Here is an 18,710-nt window from a genome sequence, read left to right as displayed (position 1 = left end):
GCGAGCAAGCTCGCTCCTACAGGCGCAGGCATAGGCACAGATACAGGTGCCGGCGGTTTTCTCCAGACCATAAAAAAGGCCTCCCGAAGGAGGCCTTAATGGTGTCGCTATTTATAGGTATTCGTGGATCAGACGCTGTAGTACAGGTCGTATTCCAGCGGGTGCACGAAGGTGCGCACCTTGATTTCTTCTTCCGACTTCAGCTCGATGTAGGCATCGATGAACTCGTCGGTGAACACGCCGCCCTTGGTCAGGAACGCACGGCCCTTGTCGAGTTCTTCCAGCGCTTCTTTCAGGCTGCCGCAAACCTGCGGGATTTCCTTCGCCTCTTCCGGCGGCAGGTCGTACAGGTTCTTGTCGGCGGCATCGCCGGGGTGAATCTTGTTCTGGATGCCGTCCAGGCCCGCCATCAGCAGTGCGGCGAAGCACAGGTAGGGGTTGGCAGCCGGGTCCGGGAAGCGCGCTTCGATGCGGCGGGCTTTCGGGCTGGAGACGTACGGGATACGGATCGAGGCGGAACGGTTGCGGGCCGAGTAGGCCAGCATGACCGGGGCTTCGAAGCCCGGAACCAGACGCTTGTAGGAGTTGGTGGCCGGGTTGGTGAAGCCGTTCAGGGCCTTGCCGTGCTTGATGATGCCGCCGATAAAGTACAGGGCGGTGTCGGACAGGCCGGCATAGCCTTCGCCAGCGAAGGTGTTCTTGCCATCCTTGGAGATGGACATGTGAACGTGCATGCCCGAGCCGTTGTCGCCGTACAGCGGCTTCGGCATGAAGGTCACGGTCTTGCCATAGGCGTCGGCAACGTTGTGGATGCAGTACTTCAGGGTCTGAACTTCGTCAGCCTTGGCAACCAGGGTGTTGAACTTCACGCCGATTTCGTTCTGGCCGGCAGTCGCCACTTCGTGGTGGTGAACTTCGATGACCAGGCCCATTTCTTCCATGGCGTTGCACATGGCGGTACGGATTTCGTGGTCGTGGTCGACCGGCGGTACCGGGAAGTAGCCGCCCTTGACGCCCGGACGGTGGCCTTTGTTGCCGGTCTCGATGTCAGCGTCGGTGTTCCAGGAAGCCTGCTCGGAGAAGATCTTGAACATCGAGCCGGAGATGTCGGACTTGAACTTCACTTCGTCGAAGATGAAGAACTCCGGCTCCGGGCCGACGAATACGGTGTCACCGATACCGGTGGACTTCAGGTATTCCTCGGCGCGCTTGGCGATGTTGCGCGGGTCGCGCTCGTAGCCTTGCATGGTGCTCGGCTCGATGATGTCGCAAACGATGATCAGGGTCGGCTCTTCGGTGAACGGGTCGAGCACGGCGGTGCTGTCGTCCGGCAGCAGGATCATGTCGGAGGCTTCAATGCCCTTCCAGCCTTCGATGGAGGAACCATCGAACATCTTGCCGGCTTCGAAGAACTCGTCGTCCAGCGCATCGCGGGCGGGCATGGTGACGTGCTGCTGCTTGCCTTTGGTATCGGTGAAGCGCAGGTCAACCCACTTCACGTCATGATCTTTGATCAGTTGTTGCGACTTGTACGACATGCTGTCCTCCAGGAGGGATTAGAGCTGGGAGCTTTCTGTGCCCCAGTATCGGGTGATGCCGGCCGGAATACTCCGCCAGGGCAACCTGCCTCACAAGAGAGCAAGTTGCGTGCCAGTGCCCGTAAATGGGCAGGGCCCCTGAAATCACGGGCTCTGGCGTGTGCTAGGGATAATTGCACGGAAATAGTGCACTGCTTTGGTGCTCCGCCATGGTGCATAAGTCCATTTTGGTGCACCAAAAAGAAAGTCTCCGATTTCTGCTCAAGTCTTGAGCAATTTCGGATATAATTCCGCCCCTTTTTTTCAGTCCCATGGCAATCGCCCGATCCGCATGAAACTCATCGTCAAGGTCTTCCAGGAAATCACCATCAAGAGCCGGCCGGTGCGCAAGCGCTTCATCCGCCAGCTGGCGAAGAACATTCGCACGGTGCTCCGCGATCTCGACCCCGAGCTGCTGGTCGAGGGCGAGTGGGACAACCTCGAGGTCGAGACCAGGGTCGCCGACCCGAAAGTCCTGCGCGAGATGATCGAGCGCCTGACCTGCACGCCGGGCATCGGCCACTTCCTGGAAGTGCACGAATACCCGCTGGGCGATTTCGACGACATCCTCGAGAAGTGCAAGGCCCATTTCGGCGACAAGCTGCCGGGCAAGGTCTTCTCCATGCGTTGCAAGCGCGCCGGCAAGCACCCCTTCACCTCTATAGATGTTGAGCGTTACGTCGGCGGCGGCCTGCGCCAGCACTGCGGCGCGGCGGGCGTCTCGCTGAAGAACCCAGAAGTGGAAGTGCGCGTGGAAATCCGCCACGACCGCCTCTACGTGATCCACGCCCAGCACGATGGCCTGGGCGGCTACCCGCTGGGTGCGCTGGAGCAGGTGCTGGTGCTGATGTCCGGTGGCTTCGACTCCACCGTGGCGGCCTACCAGATGATGCGCCGCGGCATGATCAGTCACTTCGTGTTCTTCAACCTCGGCGGCCGTGCCCACGAACTGGGCGTGATGGAAGTCGCGCACTACCTGTGGAAGAAGTACGGCAGCTCCCAGCGCGTGCTGTTCGTCAGCGTGCCCTTCGAGGAAGTGGTCGGCGAGATTCTCACCAAGGTCGACGACAGCTACATGGGCGTGACCTTGAAGCGCATGATGCTGCGCGCCGCCAGTCGAGTGGCCGAGCGCCTGGAGATCGACGCGCTGGTGACCGGCGAGGCGATTTCCCAGGTGTCCAGCCAGACCCTGCCGAACCTCTCGGTGATCGACCGGGTGACCGACACCCTGGTGCTGCGCCCGCTGATCGTCAGCCACAAGCAGGACATCATCGACACGGCGACGAAGATCGGCACCGCCGAGTTCGCCAAGCACATGCCAGAATATTGCGGTGTGATTTCGGTGAACCCGACCACCCAGGCCAAGCCGTACCGCGTCGACCACGAAGAAACCAAGTTCGACATGGCGGTGCTCGACCGCGCCCTGGAGCGTTCCACCCAGATGACTGTCGATCGCGTGATCGATGAGCTGGGCAAGGACCTGTCGGTGGAAATGGTCGGCGAAGTACTGGCCGGCCAGATCGTGGTGGACATCCGTCACCCGGATGCCCAGGAAGATGAACCGCTGGCCATCGAGGGCATCGAAGTCCTGGCCATGCCGTTCTACGCGATCAACAGCAAGTTCAAGGAACTGGACCCCAACCGCCAGTACCTCCTGTATTGCGACAAGGGCGTGATGAGTCGCCTGCACGCCCACCACCTGGTCAACGAAGGGCACACCAATGTGCGTGTTTACCGTCCGCAATAAAGGCGCGGACCAACGCCGCCAGCCCGGACTGTTCGGCGGCAGTATCCGCCACCGACCTCCCGACACATTCGGTGCGTAGGCTCACGCCCTGACCTTTTGCACCGCCGCGCCACGGCCCGGCCCCCGCTGCCGAAAACGGCAGCCGAAGATTCACTATCGAGACTGACACTGTGATCGAAAAACTGCGCAACATCGCCATCATCGCCCACGTCGACCATGGCAAGACCACCCTCGTAGACAAGCTCCTGCGCCTGTCCGGCACCCTCGACCGCAAAGAAGCGGAAAACGAGCGCGTGATGGACTCCAACGACCAGGAAAAAGAGCGTGGCATTACCATTCTGGCGAAGAACACCGCCCTGAAATGGAATGACTACAGCATCAACATCGTCGACACCCCCGGCCACGCCGACTTCGGTGGCGAGGTTGAGCGCGTGATGTCCATGGTCGACTCCGTACTGCTGGTGGTCGACGCCCAGGACGGCCCCATGCCGCAGACCCGTTTCGTCACCCAGAAGGCCTTCAAGGCCGGCCTGCGCCCGATCGTCGTAGTGAACAAGATCGACCGTCCGGGCGCGCGTCCTGACTGGGTCATCGACCAGATCTTCGACCTGTTCGACAACCTCGGCGCCACCGACGAGCAGCTGGACTTCCCGATCGTCTACGCCAGTGCCCTGAACGGCATCGCCGGCATGGACCACGAGAAGATGGACGACAACATGGACGCGCTGTTCCAGGCGATCATCGACCACGTCCCGGCGCCGAAAGTCGACGTCGACGGCCCGTTCCAGATGCAGATTTCCCAGCTGGACTACAACAGCTTCCTCGGCGTGATCGGCATCGGCCGTATCGCCCGCGGCAAGGTCAAGACCAACACCCCGGTCGTGGCCATCAGCGACGACGGCACCAAGCGCAACGGCCGCATCCTGAAGATCATGGGTCACTCGGGCCTGCAGCGCGTCGAAGTCGCTGAAGCCGAAGCCGGCGACATCGTCTGCGTCTCGGGCATGGACGAGCTGTACATCTCCGACACCCTGTGCGACCCGCAGAACGTCGAAGCGCGCCCGCCGCTGACCGTCGACCAGCCGACCGTGAGCATGACCTTCCAGGTCAACGACTCGCCGTTCGCCGGTAAAGAAGGCAAGTTCGTCACCAGCCGCAACATCAAGGACCGTCTGGACAAGGAACTGCTGCACAACGTGGCCCTGCGCGTCGAGCAAGGTGACTCCCCGGAGAAATTCAAGGTTTCCGGCCGTGGCGAACTGCACCTCTCGGTACTGATCGAAACCATGCGCCGTGAAGGCTTCGAGCTGGCCGTAGGCCGTCCGGAAGTGGTCATCATCGAGACCGCCGAAGGCGAGAAGCAGGAGCCGTACGAGAACGTCACCATCGACATCGAAGAGCAGCACCAGGGCTCGGTGATGGAGCAGATGGGCCTGCGCAAGGGCGATCTGACCAACATGATCCCCGACGGCAAGGGCCGCGTGCGCCTGGAGTACACCATCCCGGCGCGTGGCCTGATCGGCTTCCGTAACAACTTCCTGACCCTGACCTCGGGCACCGGCATCCTGACCTCGACCTTCAGCCACTACGGCCCGATCAAGGCCGGCGAAGTGACCAACCGTCAGAACGGCGTACTGGTCTCCATGGCCACCGGCACCGCGCTGACCTACTCGCTGGAAACCCTGCAAAGCCGCGGCAAGCTGTTCCTCGGCCCAGGCGACGAGATCTACGAAGGCCAGCTGGCCGGCATCAACAGCCGCGACAACGACCTGGTGATCAACCCCACCAAAGGCAAGAAGCTCGACAACATGCGCGCTTCGGGCAAGGACGAAGTCATCGCCCTGGTTCCGCCGATCCGCTTCACTCTGGAGCAGGCGCTGGAATTCATCGCCGATGACGAGCTGGTGGAAGTGACGCCGAAGTCGATCCGTCTGCGCAAGAAAATGCTCAACGAGAACGACCGCAAGCGCTACGAACGCGCCAAGGTCTGATTCGACGGGTAACAAGGAAAAGCCGGGCATCTGCCCGGCTTTTTTTTGCCCGTCTTCCGGGTAGCTTCACTGGATCAGTAGGAGCGAGCTTGCTCGCGAACGGATTCTCCGGTGGCATTGAAGCGGGGCGGTTCGCGAGCAAGCTCGCTCTTACGAAAGGCACCCTCGTCTTTGAAATTTCAGTGAGGCGTGGCTACGAGGCAACTTCGCGACGTCAGAGTACTCGAAGCTGAGCGTTAGTGGACGCAGGCCAGGGAGCCAGGCCGATATACTCAGCTTCCCGGGCGTTGCCGCCCGGGTCGGGATGGATTCGCACAGAACCTCAAGGATTCGAAAGCATGCAATGGATTTTCATGCTGGTCGGCCTGGTCATCGGCGCCGCTGCAGGCGAGTCGATCACCGGGGCGGTATTGGGCGCAGTGGTCGGCCTCGCGCTGGGGCAGACCCTCGCGCTGCACAGCCTGCAACGGGAGAACGCCAGCCTTCGCAGTGAGCTGAAGACCTTCGGCGAACGCTTCGACCAGGGCACCAAGGCCCTGTATGAGCGGTTGCTGCAGGTGGAGCGTGGCCCGGTCGGGCAGACGCCTCCACCGGTCAGCGTCGAGACTGTCGCGCCGGAAATACCGGTTGCGCCGACCGGGGTCGAGCCCGAGGTCGAAGCGCCCGTCAGCGCAACCGCTGCCACGGAGCTGGAGTGGAACATCGAGCTGCCCACCGACGAACTGGCGCCGGCCCCGGCGGCCGCTGCGCGGGTGGAAGCACCCATCGAGTGGTCCGACCTGGTGCTCGAGCCGATGGAAAGGCCGGCTGCCCAGGCCCGCGTCGAGGAGCCAGAGGCTCGGCCACAGCCGGCTCCTGCTGCACCTCCGCTGCCGCCGGCTCCGCCCGTTCCATCCTTGTTCGACCGTGCCTTCGGCGCCGCCCGCGACTGGTTGCTGGGCGGCAACACGGTGCTTCGCGTCGGTGTGGTGCTGCTGTTCCTCGGCCTGGCCTTCCTGCTGCGCTATGCCACCGAAGGCATGACCATGCCGCCGCAAGGGCCGTACCTCGGCACCGCCGCTGCCGCGCTGGCACTGCTCGGGCTCGGCTGGTGGCTGCGTCGGCGGCGCCCGGCCTATGCGCTGATCCTCCAGGGCACCGGCGTCGCCGTGCTCTACCTGACGGTGTTCGCCAGCATCAAGCTGTATCCGGCGATGAACCATGGCGAGGTGCTGATCGACCCGAAGGCCGGTTTCGTGCTGCTGGTGGCGGTCACCCTGTTCTCGGCGATTCTCGCCATCCTGCAGGACGCAGTGGGTCTTGCTGCTGCCGCTGCGCTGGGCGGTTTCGCCGCGCCGATCCTGGCGTCCACCGGCGGTGGCAGCCATGTCGCGCTGTTCAGCTACTTCGCCCTGCTCAATGCCGGTATTTTCGCCATCGCCTGGTTCAAGGCCTGGCGGATGCTCAACCTGATCGGCTTCTTCGGCACCTTCGGCATCGGCCTGGCCTGGGGGCTGCGGTCCTACAAACCGGAACTGTTCGGGACGACCGAGCCGTTCCTGATCCTGTTCTTCCTCACCTACGTCGCCATCGGCCTGCTGTTCGCCCGCCGCCGCCTGCGCGAGGCGGCTGGGGCGCCGGACGATAATTCCCGCGGGGCGCTGCTGCGCTGGTCGGCGCGGCAGACCGACTACGTCGACGGCACCGTGCTGTTCGGCACGCCGCTGGTGGGTTTCGGCCTGCAATACGGGATCATCCAGCCCCTGGAGTTCGGCGCGGCGTTCAGCGCCCTGGCGCTGGGTCTGTTCTACATGGTGCTCGCCCGCCTGCTGGCCGGGCGCACCGCCGGTCGCGCGCTGCTGCTGGTGGAAACTTGCCTGGCGCTGGGCGTGGTATTCGGCACGCTGGCGATCCCTCTGGGCCTCGATGCGCGCTGGACCTCAGCCGCCTGGGCAGTGGAAGGTGCCGGCATCTTCTGGCTCGGCTTGCGTCAGCAGCGGCCGCTGGCTCGGATCTTTGCCTTGTTGCTGCAAGTGGGCGCGGCGCTGGCCTTCCTTGCCGGCCTGGAAGTGAACCCGCTGTCGCTGACGCTGCTCGACGGCGCGCCACTGGGCGCACTGATGCTCGGCGTGGCGCTGCTGTTCAGCTTCTGGAGCCTGCGCATTGCCGCTCCGCAGACCCTGCGCAGCTGGGAGCCGAACGCTCGCCCGGTGCTGGCGGCCTTCGGTCTGGCGTTTCTCTACCTGATCGCCCCTCTGCTGATGGGCGCGGACGGTACCGCCATGTCCTGGGCCGTCGCTGGGTTGGCGACCCTGTTTGCCGCGCTGCGCCTGCGTTCGCGTACCTTCCTGGCCTGCGCCTTTGCGGTGCAACTGCTGGGCGGTGCGGTGTTCCTCCTGCATCTGCACGGCGCGCAGGAGGGTGGTGGTGTGCTCGGCTCGGGTTGGCGCGGGCTGGTGACGGCCTCGTTGATCGGGCTGGCGCTGATCGCCGCCATGCTGATCGCCGCGCGGGATTCGCTGGTGCGCGACGACCGCCGGCTGATGCTCGGCCTGAGCGTGGTCCTGCTACTGGGCCTGGCCTTCATCAACCTCGCCGTGCTCTTCGTGCTGCCCTGGCAGACCGCCGCCGCTGTCTGGGCTGGCAGTGGGTTGCTGATCCTCTGGCTGAGCCTGCAGTTGCAGCAACGCGCGGCCTTCGTCTTCGGTCTGGTGCTGCAGGTTATCGGCGCGGGCGCCTTCCTCTTCGGTGGCGCGGCACTGTTCGGCGACCTGCCCAGCGAGGGCCTGAAACCGCTGGCGCACATGGGCTTCTGGACCCCGGCAGTGCTGGCGCTGGCTGCGCTGGTCGGCGCCTGGCGCCTGCACCGCGCCAGCGAGCGCGAGCGCAACCTGGCGCTGGGCGGCCTTGGGCTGGAGCAACTGTCGCAATTGCTGCTGGTGTGGGGCGCGGGCTGGTGGGCGCTGACCGCTGTCTGGGAAATCGCCCGCTTCGTACCCAGCGAGATGCGTGAACATGTGGCGCTGCTGGTGGCGGCGGTCAGCGTCGGCCTCTGGTCGCTGCTGGCGCGCCGCGAGCAGTGGCGCGCGTTGGCACTGCTGTGCCTGGCATTGGTGCCGGTGTCGCTGGTGGCGCTGGCCAGTGCCTGGAGCCTGGGCTATCACCCGCTGGCAGAACTGGGCTGGCTCGGCTGGCTGGCGGTGTTCGCGGTGCACTTCTTCACCCTGCGCCGACTTGACGCCTTGCTGCCGCACCGCGCTGCCCAGGTGGCCCATGTACTGGGTTGCTGGCTGATCCTCGGCGTGCTGGCGTTGGAGCTGCGCTACCTGTTCTTCGCCCTGGCCGAGCATTACAACGCCTGGCGCTGGCTGGGCTGGGCGCTGGTGCCGAGCCTGTTCCTGATCCTCATGGGGGGCATGGCGCGTCTGCCGTGGCCGGTGGCGGCCTTCGAGCGCGAGTACCGCGCGATCGCTGCCGCCCCGGTGGCCCTGGCGCTGCTGGGCTGGTTCTGGCTGGTCAATCTGTTCAGCAACGGCGCGGCCGACCCGCTGCCGTACCTGCCGTTGGTGAACCCGCTGGAGCTGGGCATGCTCATCGTGCTTGCGGCGATCTTCCAGTGGACGCGCCTGGGCCTGCCGCAACTGGGCGTTGCCGAGTCGACCCTGCGCCTGCCGGTGCAGGCGGTGCTGGGCGCTTCGCTGTTCGCCCTGCTGACCATGGCGGTGTGCCGCACCGCGCACCATTGGGGCGGCGTGCCGTTCGAGTTCGATTCCCTGAGCCAGTCCATGCTGGTACAGGCCGGGTTGTCCATCGTCTGGGCGCTGATCGCGCTGGGCCTGATGATCGCCGGGCACCTGCGCGGTCGCCGCGACTTCTGGCTGGTCGGGGCAGTGCTGCTGGTGGTCGTGGTGATCAAGCTGTTCCTCGTCGACCGCGCCAGTGGTGGCAGCCTGGAACGCATCATTTCCTTCATCGGCGTCGGCGTGCTGATGCTGATCGTCGGCTACTTCGCACCGCTGCCGCCGCGCCGGCCACAGCCTGATGAGCAACCGCAACAGGAGCTCCCCTCCGCATGAAGCTCAATACCCTCTTCCTGCTCGCCGGTGCCTGCCTGCTGGGCAATCACGCCAGTGCCGCACCCACTCCGGCGGACTTCGCCCATCGCGTGCCGCTGGAGCTTTCCGGCCAGGGGCCGTGGTACCGCGTGCAATTGCCCATCGAGGTCCTGTTCGCCGCCCGCCATGGCGACCTGCGCGACGTACGCATCTTCAACGCCGAAGGCGAGGCGCTGCCCTACAGCTTGCGCACCAGCGCAGCCAGCGAGAAAGAGGTGCGCAGCGAAGTGCAGGCGCGCATCTTCCCGCTGCGGGGTGCCTCTGGCAGCGCGGCCGGCGACAACCTGAAGATCGTCCGCAGCACCACCGGCACCATCCTGGAAATCACCCCGAACGCGCCCGCGCAGGACAAGACCCAGGTGCTGCGCGGGTGGCTGCTGGAAACCGGCTCCGGCGACTTGCCGCTGGACCGCCTGCAGCTGGACTGGACGGCGGACAGCGACGGCTTCCAGCGCCTGCGCATCGAAGCCAGCGATGACCTGGAGCACTGGCGCTCCCTGGGCGAAGGGCAATTGGCCCGGCTGGATTTCAACGGCCAGCGCATCGAGCAGAACGACATAGCGCTGCCCGGCGAGACGGCGCGCTACCTGCGCCTGTGGTGGGAGTCGCCGGAGCAGGCCGCGCAACTGGTCGGCGCCACGCTCAGCGGCAGCCGCAGCAGTAGCGGCCCGGTACCGATGCTCTGGTCCGAACCCCTGGCGGCCAAGGTCGACAATAATGGCGACTTCAGCTGGAGCCTGCCGCTGGCGCTACCGGTGGAGCGCGTGCGGATTCCGTTGCAACAGGACAACACGTTGGCTCCGGTGGTGATCTCCGGCCGCCACGACGGCAATGTGCAGTGGTCGCCGTTGGCGCGCGGCGTGCTGTATCGCCTGCCGGGGCAGGGTGGTGAAATCACCCAGGAGGAGCTGGCATTGCCCGGCACCACCCTGGGCCAGCTGCGTCTGCAGGTGGATGCGCGCGGCGGCGGCCTCGGGGGTTCGACGGCGCACCTGAGCGTGGGCGTTCGCGCCAGCGAACTGGTGTTCCTTGCACGCGGCGGTGAGCCCTACGAACTGGCGGTGGGCAGTGGATCGATCACCGATGGCAGCCTGCCGCTGACCACCCTGGTGCCCGGCTACGAGCCCAAGCGCCTGGCGAACATGGGCGAGGCGCGGCTCAAGGGCACTCTGCAGGCGCCGGCGACACCACTGCCTGCCGATGTCGCGAAAGCCGATACCCACTGGAAGCGCTATGGCCTGTGGGCGCTGCTGCTGGCGGGCGTCGGCCTGCTCGCGCTGATGGCGCTGAGCCTGCTGCGGAGCAACCGCCAGGCGAGCTGATCGGCGCGGATCGCCGCAAGATAGGGGTGTCGCCTGTAGAAATTCTGATACTGTCTGGGTTGTTCTGATTACCGAATAACAACAAAGCATGGAGTAGCAGAATGATCAGAAAGGCGCTCACCCCGCTGGCGGCTGCGTGCGCGTTGGCCATTGCCGCGCAGGCCTCCGCAGCCCCTTCGCCGTATTCCACCCTGGTCGTCTTCGGCGACAGCCTGAGCGATTCCGGCCAGTTCGCCGATGCCGGCGGCCCCGCTGGTGCCAGTACCCGCTTCACCAACCGTGTCGGTCCGACCTATCTGGACGGCAGCGGCGAGATCTTCGGCCCCACCGCACCGATGATTCTCGGCGGCAAGCTGGGCATCAATGGCGCCGACCTGAACCCCTCGACCTCGCTGGTCCCCGGCACCGTGGACGGCAACAACTGGGCGGTCGGTGGCTACCGTACCGACCAGATCTACGACTCGATCACCGCTGCCGGTGGCTCGGTGGTCACTTCCGGCTCCACCAGCCGCACCCGTGACGGCTATCTGGTGAACAACCGCGCTGATCCGAATGCGCTGTACTACCTCACCGGTGGTGGCAACGACTTCCTCCAGCTGCGCATCACCAACGACCCGACCGCCCGAGCTGCAGCAGGCCGCCTGGTGGATAGCGTGGATGCGCTGCACGACGCCGGTGCGCGCTACATCATGGTCTGGCTGCTGCCCGACCTCGGCCAGACCCCGGCCACCAACGGCACCGCGCTGGAATCCTTCGGCACCCAGCTGTCGGGCATCTTCAACGAGGAACTGGTCAGTCAGCTGGCCGCCTCCGACGCCAACGTCATCCCGCTCAACATCCCGGCGATGTTCAAGGAAGTACTGGCCAACCCGGGCGCCTATGGCCTGGCGACCGACCAGAACCTCGTCGGCACCTGCTTCAGCGGCAACAGCTGCACCGAGAACGCGGTGTATGGCCGCCACGGCACCAACCCCGACCCGACCAAGCTGATCTTCAACGACGGCGTGCACCCGACTATCGCCGGCCAGACGTTGATCGCCGACTACGCCTACTCGGTGCTCTCCGCCCCGTGGGAAGCGACCATGCTGCCGGAGATGGCCCTGGGCACCTACAACGCCTACCAGGACCAGCTGCGCAGCCAGTGGTTGGCGGACTGGGAGAACTGGCAGGGCGTCAACCAGTGGCGCGGTTTCGTCACCGGTGGGGCGCAGCACCTGGACTACGACGACCAGGACAGCGCGGCCGATGGCGACGGCTACGGCGCCAACCTGACCCTGGGCACCAGCTATCGCCTGGATGACGCCTGGCGCGTCGGCGGCTCGCTGGGCTTCTACCGGCAGAAGCTGGAGCTTGGCTCCGACGACTCCGACTACAAGCTCAACAGCTACCTGGGCAGCCTGTTCGTCCAGTTCCAGCAGAATCGCTGGTGGGCTGACGCCTCCGTGACCGGCGGCAAGCTCGACTTCGATGAGGCGAACCGCAAGTTCACCATCATCAACCACGAAGTGGAGGAGAAGGCCGATACCGACGGCAGCCTGCTGGCCTTCAGCGGTCGCTTGGGGTACGACATCGCCCAGGGCGGCGAAAACTGGCACCTGTCGCCATTCGTCAGTGCCGACTGGGCGCGGGTGAAAGTGGACAGCTACGAAGAGGGCAGCGGCCGTTCCACCGCGCTGGCCTATGACGAGCAGGACCGCTACTCCCGTCGCCTCGGTGTCGGCCTGCAGGGCAAGCTGGACCTCTCCCAGGAAACCCAGCTGTTCGGCGAGGTTGCCGTGGAGCGCGAATACGCCGACGACACCCAGAATGTCGGGATGAACTTCACCAGCCTGCCGGACATCGGTTTCAGCCTGCAGGGCTACACCCCGCAGAGCCACCTGCAGCGCGCCACCATCGGCTTCGCCCAGAAGCTGACCCCGGAGCTGTCGCTGCGCGGCGGCTACAGCGCGCACCGCAGCAGCGACGACCTGGCGCAAGGGGTGAACCTGGCGTTGAGCCTGGACTTCTGACCGCCTGAGGTGAGCGCGGCGGGGTGACGGGCGGTTGCGGCCGTCACCCCGCTTTCTTTTCAGCGTACCGCTCGCCACGCGGCCGAAGGTCGCGGTGCCGATCGCCTCTGGGGAACTGCCCGTGCGCGGCGGGCTCCAAGCATTCTGCGTGCCTCTGCGCAAGGAGGCATCGCGGTCGTTTCCACGCTAGAATGCGCCCTGATTTTTATCTTCTCCCCTGGAGTCTTCCATGTCCCGCGTTACCCTGAGCCGCTACCTGATCGAGCAGACCCGCAGTCACAACACCCCGGCCGACCTGCGTCACCTCGTGGAAGTGGTGGCCCGCGCGTGCAAGGAAATCAGCCACGCCGTGTCCAAGGGTGCGCTGGGTGGCGTGCTCGGCAGCATGGAAACCGAGAACGTGCAGGGCGAGGTGCAGAAGAAGCTCGACGTCCTGTCCAACGAAATCCTCCTGGAAGCCAACGAGTGGGCCGGTAACCTGGCCGGCATGGCCTCCGAGGAAATGGACCACCCCTACCAGATTCCGGGCAAGTACCCCAAGGGCGCCTACCTGCTGGTCTTCGACCCGCTGGATGGCTCCTCCAACATCGACGTCAACGTCTCGGTCGGCACCATCTTCTCCGTGCTGCGCTGCCCGCAGGAATACCTGAGCCAGAACGACAGCCTGCGTGAAGAGGCCTTCCTGCAGAAGGGCACTACCCAGGTCGCCGCCGGCTACGCCATCTACGGCCCGCAGACCATGCTGATCCTGACCCTGGGCAACGGCGTGAAAGGCTTCACCCTGGACCGCGAGCTGGGCAGCTTCGTGATGACCCACGACAACATCACCGTGCCGACCAGCACCGCCGAATTCGCCATCAACATGTCCAACCAGCGCCACTGGGAAGCCCCGGTGAAGCGCTACGTCGACGAGCTGCTGGCCGGCAAGGAAGGCCCGCTGGGCAAGAACTACAACATGCGCTGGATCGCCTCCATGGTGGCCGACGTGCACCGCATCCTGACCCGCGGCGGCGTGTTCATGTACCCGCGTGATTCCCGCGAGCCGGAGAAGCCCGGCAAGCTGCGCCTGATGTACGAAGCCAACCCGATGTCCTTCATCATCGAGCAGGCCGGCGGCGCCGCCACCAACGGCCGCCAGCGCATCCTCGACATCCAGCCCGACAGCCTGCACCAGCGCGTCGCGGTGTTCCTGGGCTCGAAGGAAGAAGTCGAGCGCGCCACCGCCTACCACCAGGAAGGCTGATGAGCACCGCGCCCTGGCAGACCCTGCTTGACTGGTGGTTCGGCACTGCGCTGGATGCCAATGAAGTCGCCGCCCAGCGCAACGCGCTGTGGTTCGGCAAGAGCGGCTGCCAGGACGTGGACTCGGAAAACCGTTTCGGCGGCCTGGTGCGCCAGGCCCTGGACGGCGGTCTGCAGGAGTGGGAGCGCGAGCCGCAGAGCTGGCTGGCGCTGATCCTGCTGCTGGACCAGTTGCCGCGCATGGTCTTTCGCGACAGCCCGCGCGCCTATGCCGGCGACGCCCGCGCCCAGCAACTGGTGCGCCAGGGCCTGGAAGCGGGTTTCGACCGCCAGTTGCCGCGCATTGAGCGAGTGTTCGTCTACATCGTGCTGGAGCACGCCGAAGACCTGGCCAGCCAGGATGAGGCGGTACGCCTGTACGAAGCGTTGCAGGCCGAATCCAGCGAGAGCGAGAAGGTGCTTTTCGCCGGTTACCTCGCCTACGCACGCAAGCACCAGGTGGTGATCGACCGCTTCGGCCGCTTCCCTCACCGCAACGCCATCCTCGGCCGCCAGTCCACGGCTGAAGAAGCGCAGTTCCTCACGGAACCTGGCTCACGTTTCTGACTCCAACCCGGCGGCCGAATCGGTCGCCCTGTGCCAAGCTTGTTGGCCTGCCCCCAAAACAATGGAGTTGTCGATGTCCTTCCGCCGCCTCGCGCTCGTCGCGTTCTGTGTCGTCCTGGCCGCTTGCAGCAAAGTGAACCAGGAGAACTATTCCAAGATCAAAACCGGCATGACCAAGGCCGAAGTCGAGGACCTGCTCGGCAAGCCTGCCGAATGCTCCGGAGCTCTGGGCGTTTCCAGCTGCACCTGGGGTGACGACAAGGCCTTCATCAGCATCCAGTACGCCGGCGACAAAGTGCTGCTGTTCTCCGCCCAGGGCCTGAAGTAACCCGCCCGGGCAGGGCAGGCAGCCAAGGAGGAGCGAATGCATCGATCCATGATCTGGCTGGCCTGCCTCGTTGCACTGAGCGGTTGTGCGGGTTCCACCCAGCCGCCGCCGCAGACCGTGCAGGTCGACCTCAAGCGCTACATGGGCACCTGGTACGAGCTGGCGCGCAAGCCGATGTTCTTCCAGCGCCAGTGCACGCAATCCGAAGCCCACTACCGCCTGCAGGACGATGCCAGCATCGCGGTGACCAACCGCTGCCTGACCAGCGATGGCGACTGGGACCAGGCCACTGGCCGCGCCGAGGCTCAGGTGCCGGGCCGCACCGACAAGCTCTGGGTGCGCTTCGACAACACCTTCACGAAACTCTTCCCCGGCATCGCCAAGGGTGACTACTGGGTGCTCTACGTCGACGACGACTACCAGACCGCGCTGGTCGGCAACCCTGACCGCGAATACCTCTGGCTGCTGTCGCGCCAGCCGGTGGTGCCGGATACGACGCGGCAGAAGCTGCTGGAGCTGGCCCATGCGCGGGGTTACCAGACGGATGACCTGATCTGGCGAACGACCGATTCCCGTTCGACCACCCCATGAAAAAACGCCCCTCGGGGCGTTTTTTCATTGCGGCCATCTCGCGCGGTATGACCGGCGCGGGTTTTCGTAGGAGCGAGCTTGCTCGCGAACCAGCCCCGCTGCGGAGATCGTTCGCGAGCAAGCTCGCTCCTACAGGTGTGATCCCTGGTTCGTAGGATGGGTGGAGCGCAGCGATACCCATGCTGTATCTGCGCCCGGATCGATGGGTATCGCTGCGCTCCACGCCATCCTACAAAGGCAATCAGTCCAGCAATTCGCGCAGCACGCTGGCGAACTCGCGGGCGCTCTGTTCTTCGAGCGCATGCCGGCCGCCGCGCACCCGCCACTGTCCGGCAACCATCACATCGCGCACCTGGCGATCGCCACCGGCGAACAGCCAGCGGTTGAGGATGGCGTCACCACGGGCGGTCTGCAGGTAAGGGTCGCCGCCGTCGAGCACCAGCAGGTCGGCGCGCTTGCCTACCGCCAGTTCGCCGGTGGGCTGGCCAAGGGCCTGGGCACCGCCGGACAGCGCCGCGTCGAACAGGGTGCGGCCGACCATGGGCTGGTCCTGTCCATAGAGACGGTTGCGACGCTGGTCGCGAAGGCGCTGGCCGTATTCCAGCCAGCGCAGTTCTTCCACCACGCTGAGCGACACATGGCTGTCAGAACCGATGCCGAAGCGGCCGTGCTGGGCCAGGTAGTCCACCGCCGGGAAGATGCCGTCGCCCAGGTTCGCCTCGGTGGTCAGGCACAGGCCGGCCACCGCACCGCTGCGGGCCATGGCGGTGACTTCGTCGGCTTCGGCATGGGTGGCGTGGACCAGGCACCAGCGCTCGTCCACGGCGACGTTCTCGTACAACCACTGCAGCGGGCGCCGGCCGCTCCAGGCCAGGCAGTCATCGACTTCCTTCTGCTGCTCGGCGATGTGGATGTGCACCGGGCAGCCGCTGGTGTCGGCGCCCAGCACCTCGGCGATCTGCTGCGGTGTCACCGCGCGCAGGGAGTGGAAGCACAGGCCGAGGCTCTGCTGCGGCTGCGTCGCCAGGTGTGCACGCAGGCCGTCGATCAGCTTCAGATAGTCTTCGGTGCTGTTGATGAAGCGACGCTGGCCCTCGCTGGGTGCCTGGCCGCCGAAGCCGGCGTGGGAGTAGAGCACCGGCAGCAGGGTCAGGCCGATGCCGGCGTCCGTCGCCGCCTGGCTGACGCGCAGGGCCAGTTCTGCCGGGTTGGCGTAAGGCTGGCCGTCGACGTCGTGGTGCACGTAGTGGAATTCGGCGACACCGGTGTAACCGGCCTTGAGCATCTCGATGTACAGCTGGCGGGCAATCACCCCGACCTGCTCGGGCGACAGGCGGCCGACCAGGCGATACATCAGGTCGCGCCAGGTCCAGAAGCTGTCGTTGGGGTTGCCGGCGACTTCCGCCAGGCCCGCCATGGCGCGCTGGAAGGCGTGCGAATGCAGGTTCGGCATGCCCGCCAGCAGCGGGCCGGCAACGCGCACCGCACCTTCTGCACTGGCGTCCGGGGTGATCGCGGTGAACAGGCCGTCGGCATCGATCTCGAAGCGGACATTGCGCGCCCAGCCGGAGGGCAGCAGGGCGGATTCGGCGAACAGGACGGACATGCGGGGGCCCTCGCAGGGTTCTTGTTAAATAAGCGGGGAATTTGTATATACATATACAGACGTTTGCCGAGACCGTAAACTGCCAGGCACCCGACGGTCGCTACAGGACTTGTATGCACCGGTCGAATCCGGTACATGCCGGAGTCAGACCCAGGCCTTCGCCCACCGTCGCCCAGACAAGGAGTTTCCCGTGCCCGCATCGCCCACGCCTACCTCGCCCGCCGAGGGTTCGTCGCTCGCCGCGCAGATGGGGGAAATTCCCGCGCCGTTGTATGCCCGCGTCAAGCAACTGATCATCCAGCAGATCCAGTCCGGTACCTGGCCGCCACACCATCGCGTGCCCTCCGAAGCGGAGTTGGTCGACGAGCTGGGCGTCAGCCGCATGACCATCAACCGTGCGCTGCGCGAGCTGACCGCCGACGGCCTGCTGGTGCGCATGCAGGGCGTGGGCACCTTCGTCGCCGAGCCCAAGGGCCAGTCCGCGTTGTTCCAGGTGCAGAACATCGCCGAGGAGATCACCGCCCGCGGCCACAAGCACCACCTGGTGGTGGTCAGCCTGGTCGAAGAGCTGGCCAGCGCCGAGCGTGCGCTGGCGCTGGACGTGCGCGAAGGGCAGCGGATCTTCCACTCGGTGATCGTGCACTACGAGAACGATATCCCGGTGCAGATCGAGGACCGCTACGTGAACGCGGCCGTGGCGCCGGACTATCTCAAGCAGGATTTCACCGGGCAGACGCCGTTCGCCTACCTCACCCAGGTCGCGCCACTGAGCGAGGGCGAGCACGTGGTCGAGGCGGTGCTGCCCAGTCCCGAGGAATGCAAGCTGCTGTCTGTCGACCGCCATGAGCCGTGCCTGCTGATCCGTCGGCGCACCTGGTCGGGACGCAATACCGTGACCAGCGCGCGCCTGCTCTATCCGGGGTCGCGCTATCGCCTGGAAGGACGATTCAGTTCATGAGTGAAGTGCGAATTCTGCGCGCCGCCGACTACCCGGCGATGCCTTGGAAGAATGGCGCGGGCACTACCCGCGAGATCGTCCGCGATGCCGGCGATGGCCTGGAAGGTTTCGGCTGGCGCGTGTCCATCGCTGACGTTGGTGCACCGGGGCCGTTCTCCGCGTTTACCGGCTACCAGCGCATCATCAGCGTGCTGGAAGGCGAAGGCATGCAACTGAAGGTGGATGGTACCGACTCCCGCGACCTGCGCGCGCTCGACGCCTTCGCCTTCGATGGCGCCAGCGCGGTGGACTGCACGTTGCTGGGCGGGGCGATCCGCGATTTCAACCTGATCTATTCGCCGGCTCGCTACCGGGCGCGTCTGCAGTGGCTGGCGCTCGATGGCGAAGCGCACTTCTTCAGCAGCGCTTCGACGGTGCTGCTGTTCAGTGCGGGGGAGGGTGTCCATGTCAGCCTTGAGGGTGAGTCCGCCGGGGTGTTGGGGCTGCATGACACGCTGATTGCCGAGGGCGACGTTGCGCTGCGCGAGTGGCGGCTGAAGGTGGCAGGCAGTGCGGATCTTTGCGTGATCGAATTCGAAGCACGCTGAACAGAAAGGGCGCCTTCAGGGCGCCCTTGTCTTTTGTAGGATGGGTAAGCCG

Annotated in this window: 13 protein-coding genes; 11 read left to right on the top strand and 2 right to left on the bottom strand. The window is 65.4% G+C overall.

What is annotated here, in order from left to right; translation table 11 throughout:
- Positions 1–128: 128 nt before the first annotated feature.
- Positions 129–1,538, bottom strand: a complete 1,410-nt coding sequence (gene glnA / locus ACKI1H_RS02520) for a glutamate--ammonia ligase (RefSeq protein ID WP_045215805.1) — start codon at positions 1,536–1,538, stop codon at positions 129–131.
- Between the two features lie 331 nt (positions 1,539–1,869).
- Here glnA and thiI point away from each other — a divergent pair, with 331 nt between their 5' ends.
- The 9 genes from thiI (at position 1,870) to ACKI1H_RS02475 (ending at position 15,507) form a co-directional block, all read left to right on the top strand.
- A complete protein-coding gene (gene thiI, locus ACKI1H_RS02515) occupies positions 1,870–3,324 on the top strand; it encodes a tRNA uracil 4-sulfurtransferase ThiI (RefSeq protein ID WP_440467584.1) in 1,455 nt (484 codons plus the stop codon).
- Positions 3,325–3,494: 170 nt separating this feature from the next.
- Positions 3,495–5,315 carry a translational GTPase TypA gene (gene typA / locus ACKI1H_RS02510; RefSeq protein WP_138523659.1) on the top strand — a complete coding sequence of 607 codons (1,821 nt, stop codon included), beginning with the start codon at positions 3,495–3,497 and terminating at the stop codon, positions 5,313–5,315.
- A 338-nt stretch (positions 5,316–5,653) separates the two neighbouring features.
- Complete coding sequence (locus ACKI1H_RS02505) at positions 5,654–9,370, top strand: DUF2339 domain-containing protein (RefSeq protein WP_440467583.1); 3,717 nt, start codon at positions 5,654–5,656, stop codon at positions 9,368–9,370.
- Positions 9,367–10,731: a DUF3999 domain-containing protein gene (locus tag ACKI1H_RS02500; protein WP_440467582.1), complete on the top strand. Its 1,365-nt coding sequence runs from the start codon at positions 9,367–9,369 to the stop codon at positions 10,729–10,731. Before ACKI1H_RS02505 ends, ACKI1H_RS02500 begins: the two co-directional genes overlap by 4 nt.
- Positions 10,732–10,832: 101 nt before the next feature.
- Entirely contained in the window at positions 10,833–12,740 is a 1,908-nt protein-coding gene (gene estP, locus ACKI1H_RS02495; protein ID WP_440467581.1) for an esterase EstP, read from the top strand.
- Positions 12,741–12,969: 229 nt separating this feature from the next.
- Entirely contained in the window at positions 12,970–13,983 is a 1,014-nt protein-coding gene (locus tag ACKI1H_RS02490) for a class 1 fructose-bisphosphatase (protein ID WP_138523651.1), read from the top strand.
- Positions 13,983–14,588, top strand: coding sequence for a DUF924 family protein (locus ACKI1H_RS02485; RefSeq protein ID WP_440467580.1), 606 nt, complete (start codon positions 13,983–13,985; stop codon positions 14,586–14,588). The genes ACKI1H_RS02490 and ACKI1H_RS02485 overlap by 1 nt, the downstream gene beginning before the upstream one ends.
- 73 nt (positions 14,589–14,661) lie before the next feature.
- Positions 14,662–14,916 carry an outer membrane protein assembly factor BamE domain-containing protein gene (bamE, locus tag ACKI1H_RS02480; protein WP_138523647.1) on the top strand — a complete coding sequence of 85 codons (255 nt, stop codon included), beginning with the start codon at positions 14,662–14,664 and terminating at the stop codon, positions 14,914–14,916.
- Positions 14,917–14,952: 36 nt separating this feature from the next.
- Positions 14,953–15,507, top strand: a complete 555-nt coding sequence (locus ACKI1H_RS02475) for a lipocalin family protein (RefSeq protein ID WP_440467579.1) — start codon at positions 14,953–14,955, stop codon at positions 15,505–15,507.
- A gap of 241 nt (positions 15,508–15,748) precedes the next feature.
- On the opposite strand, the gene ACKI1H_RS02470 is transcribed toward ACKI1H_RS02475, so the two are convergent.
- Positions 15,749–17,113: a formimidoylglutamate deiminase gene (locus ACKI1H_RS02470; protein ID WP_440467578.1), complete on the bottom strand. Its 1,365-nt coding sequence runs from the start codon at positions 17,111–17,113 to the stop codon at positions 15,749–15,751.
- Between the two features lie 247 nt (positions 17,114–17,360).
- On the opposite strand from ACKI1H_RS02470, the gene hutC reads away from it, so the two are divergent.
- Both hutC and ACKI1H_RS02460 read left to right on the top strand, forming a co-directional pair.
- Positions 17,361–18,071, top strand: coding sequence for a histidine utilization repressor (gene hutC, locus ACKI1H_RS02465; RefSeq protein WP_088416422.1), 711 nt, complete (start codon positions 17,361–17,363; stop codon positions 18,069–18,071).
- Positions 18,068–18,658, top strand: a complete 591-nt coding sequence (locus tag ACKI1H_RS02460) for a HutD/Ves family protein (RefSeq protein WP_440467577.1) — start codon at positions 18,068–18,070, stop codon at positions 18,656–18,658. Before hutC ends, ACKI1H_RS02460 begins: the two co-directional genes overlap by 4 nt.
- Positions 18,659–18,710 lie beyond the last annotated feature (52 nt).

Origin of the sequence: Pseudomonas sp. YH-1, assembly GCF_051990045.1 — a bacterium.
Lineage (GTDB): Bacteria > Pseudomonadota > Gammaproteobacteria > Pseudomonadales > Pseudomonadaceae > Pseudomonas > Pseudomonas nicosulfuronedens.
Note: the sequence above shows the minus strand (reverse complement) of the source record. Positions and strands in the feature narration are given on the sequence as shown.

Excerpts from the sequence above, each read along its gene's own strand:
- ACKI1H_RS02485 (WP_440467580.1), top strand. The coding sequence starts at position 13,983 with ATGAGCACCGCGCCCTGGCAGACCCTGCTTGACTGGTGGTTCGGCACT.
- glnA (WP_045215805.1), bottom strand. The coding sequence starts at position 1,538 with ATGTCGTACAAGTCGCAACAACTGATCAAAGATCATGACGTGAAGTGG.
- hutC (WP_088416422.1), top strand. The coding sequence starts at position 17,361 with ATGGGGGAAATTCCCGCGCCGTTGTATGCCCGCGTCAAGCAACTGATC.
- estP (WP_440467581.1), top strand. The coding sequence starts at position 10,833 with ATGATCAGAAAGGCGCTCACCCCGCTGGCGGCTGCGTGCGCGTTGGCC.
- bamE (WP_138523647.1), top strand. The coding sequence starts at position 14,662 with ATGTCCTTCCGCCGCCTCGCGCTCGTCGCGTTCTGTGTCGTCCTGGCC.
- ACKI1H_RS02490 (WP_138523651.1), top strand. The coding sequence starts at position 12,970 with ATGTCCCGCGTTACCCTGAGCCGCTACCTGATCGAGCAGACCCGCAGT.
- ACKI1H_RS02500 (WP_440467582.1), top strand. The coding sequence starts at position 9,367 with ATGAAGCTCAATACCCTCTTCCTGCTCGCCGGTGCCTGCCTGCTGGGC.
- thiI (WP_440467584.1), top strand. The coding sequence starts at position 1,870 with ATGAAACTCATCGTCAAGGTCTTCCAGGAAATCACCATCAAGAGCCGG.
- ACKI1H_RS02505 (WP_440467583.1), top strand. The coding sequence starts at position 5,654 with ATGCAATGGATTTTCATGCTGGTCGGCCTGGTCATCGGCGCCGCTGCA.
- ACKI1H_RS02460 (WP_440467577.1), top strand. The coding sequence starts at position 18,068 with ATGAGTGAAGTGCGAATTCTGCGCGCCGCCGACTACCCGGCGATGCCT.
- ACKI1H_RS02470 (WP_440467578.1), bottom strand. The coding sequence starts at position 17,113 with ATGTCCGTCCTGTTCGCCGAATCCGCCCTGCTGCCCTCCGGCTGGGCG.
- ACKI1H_RS02475 (WP_440467579.1), top strand. The coding sequence starts at position 14,953 with ATGCATCGATCCATGATCTGGCTGGCCTGCCTCGTTGCACTGAGCGGT.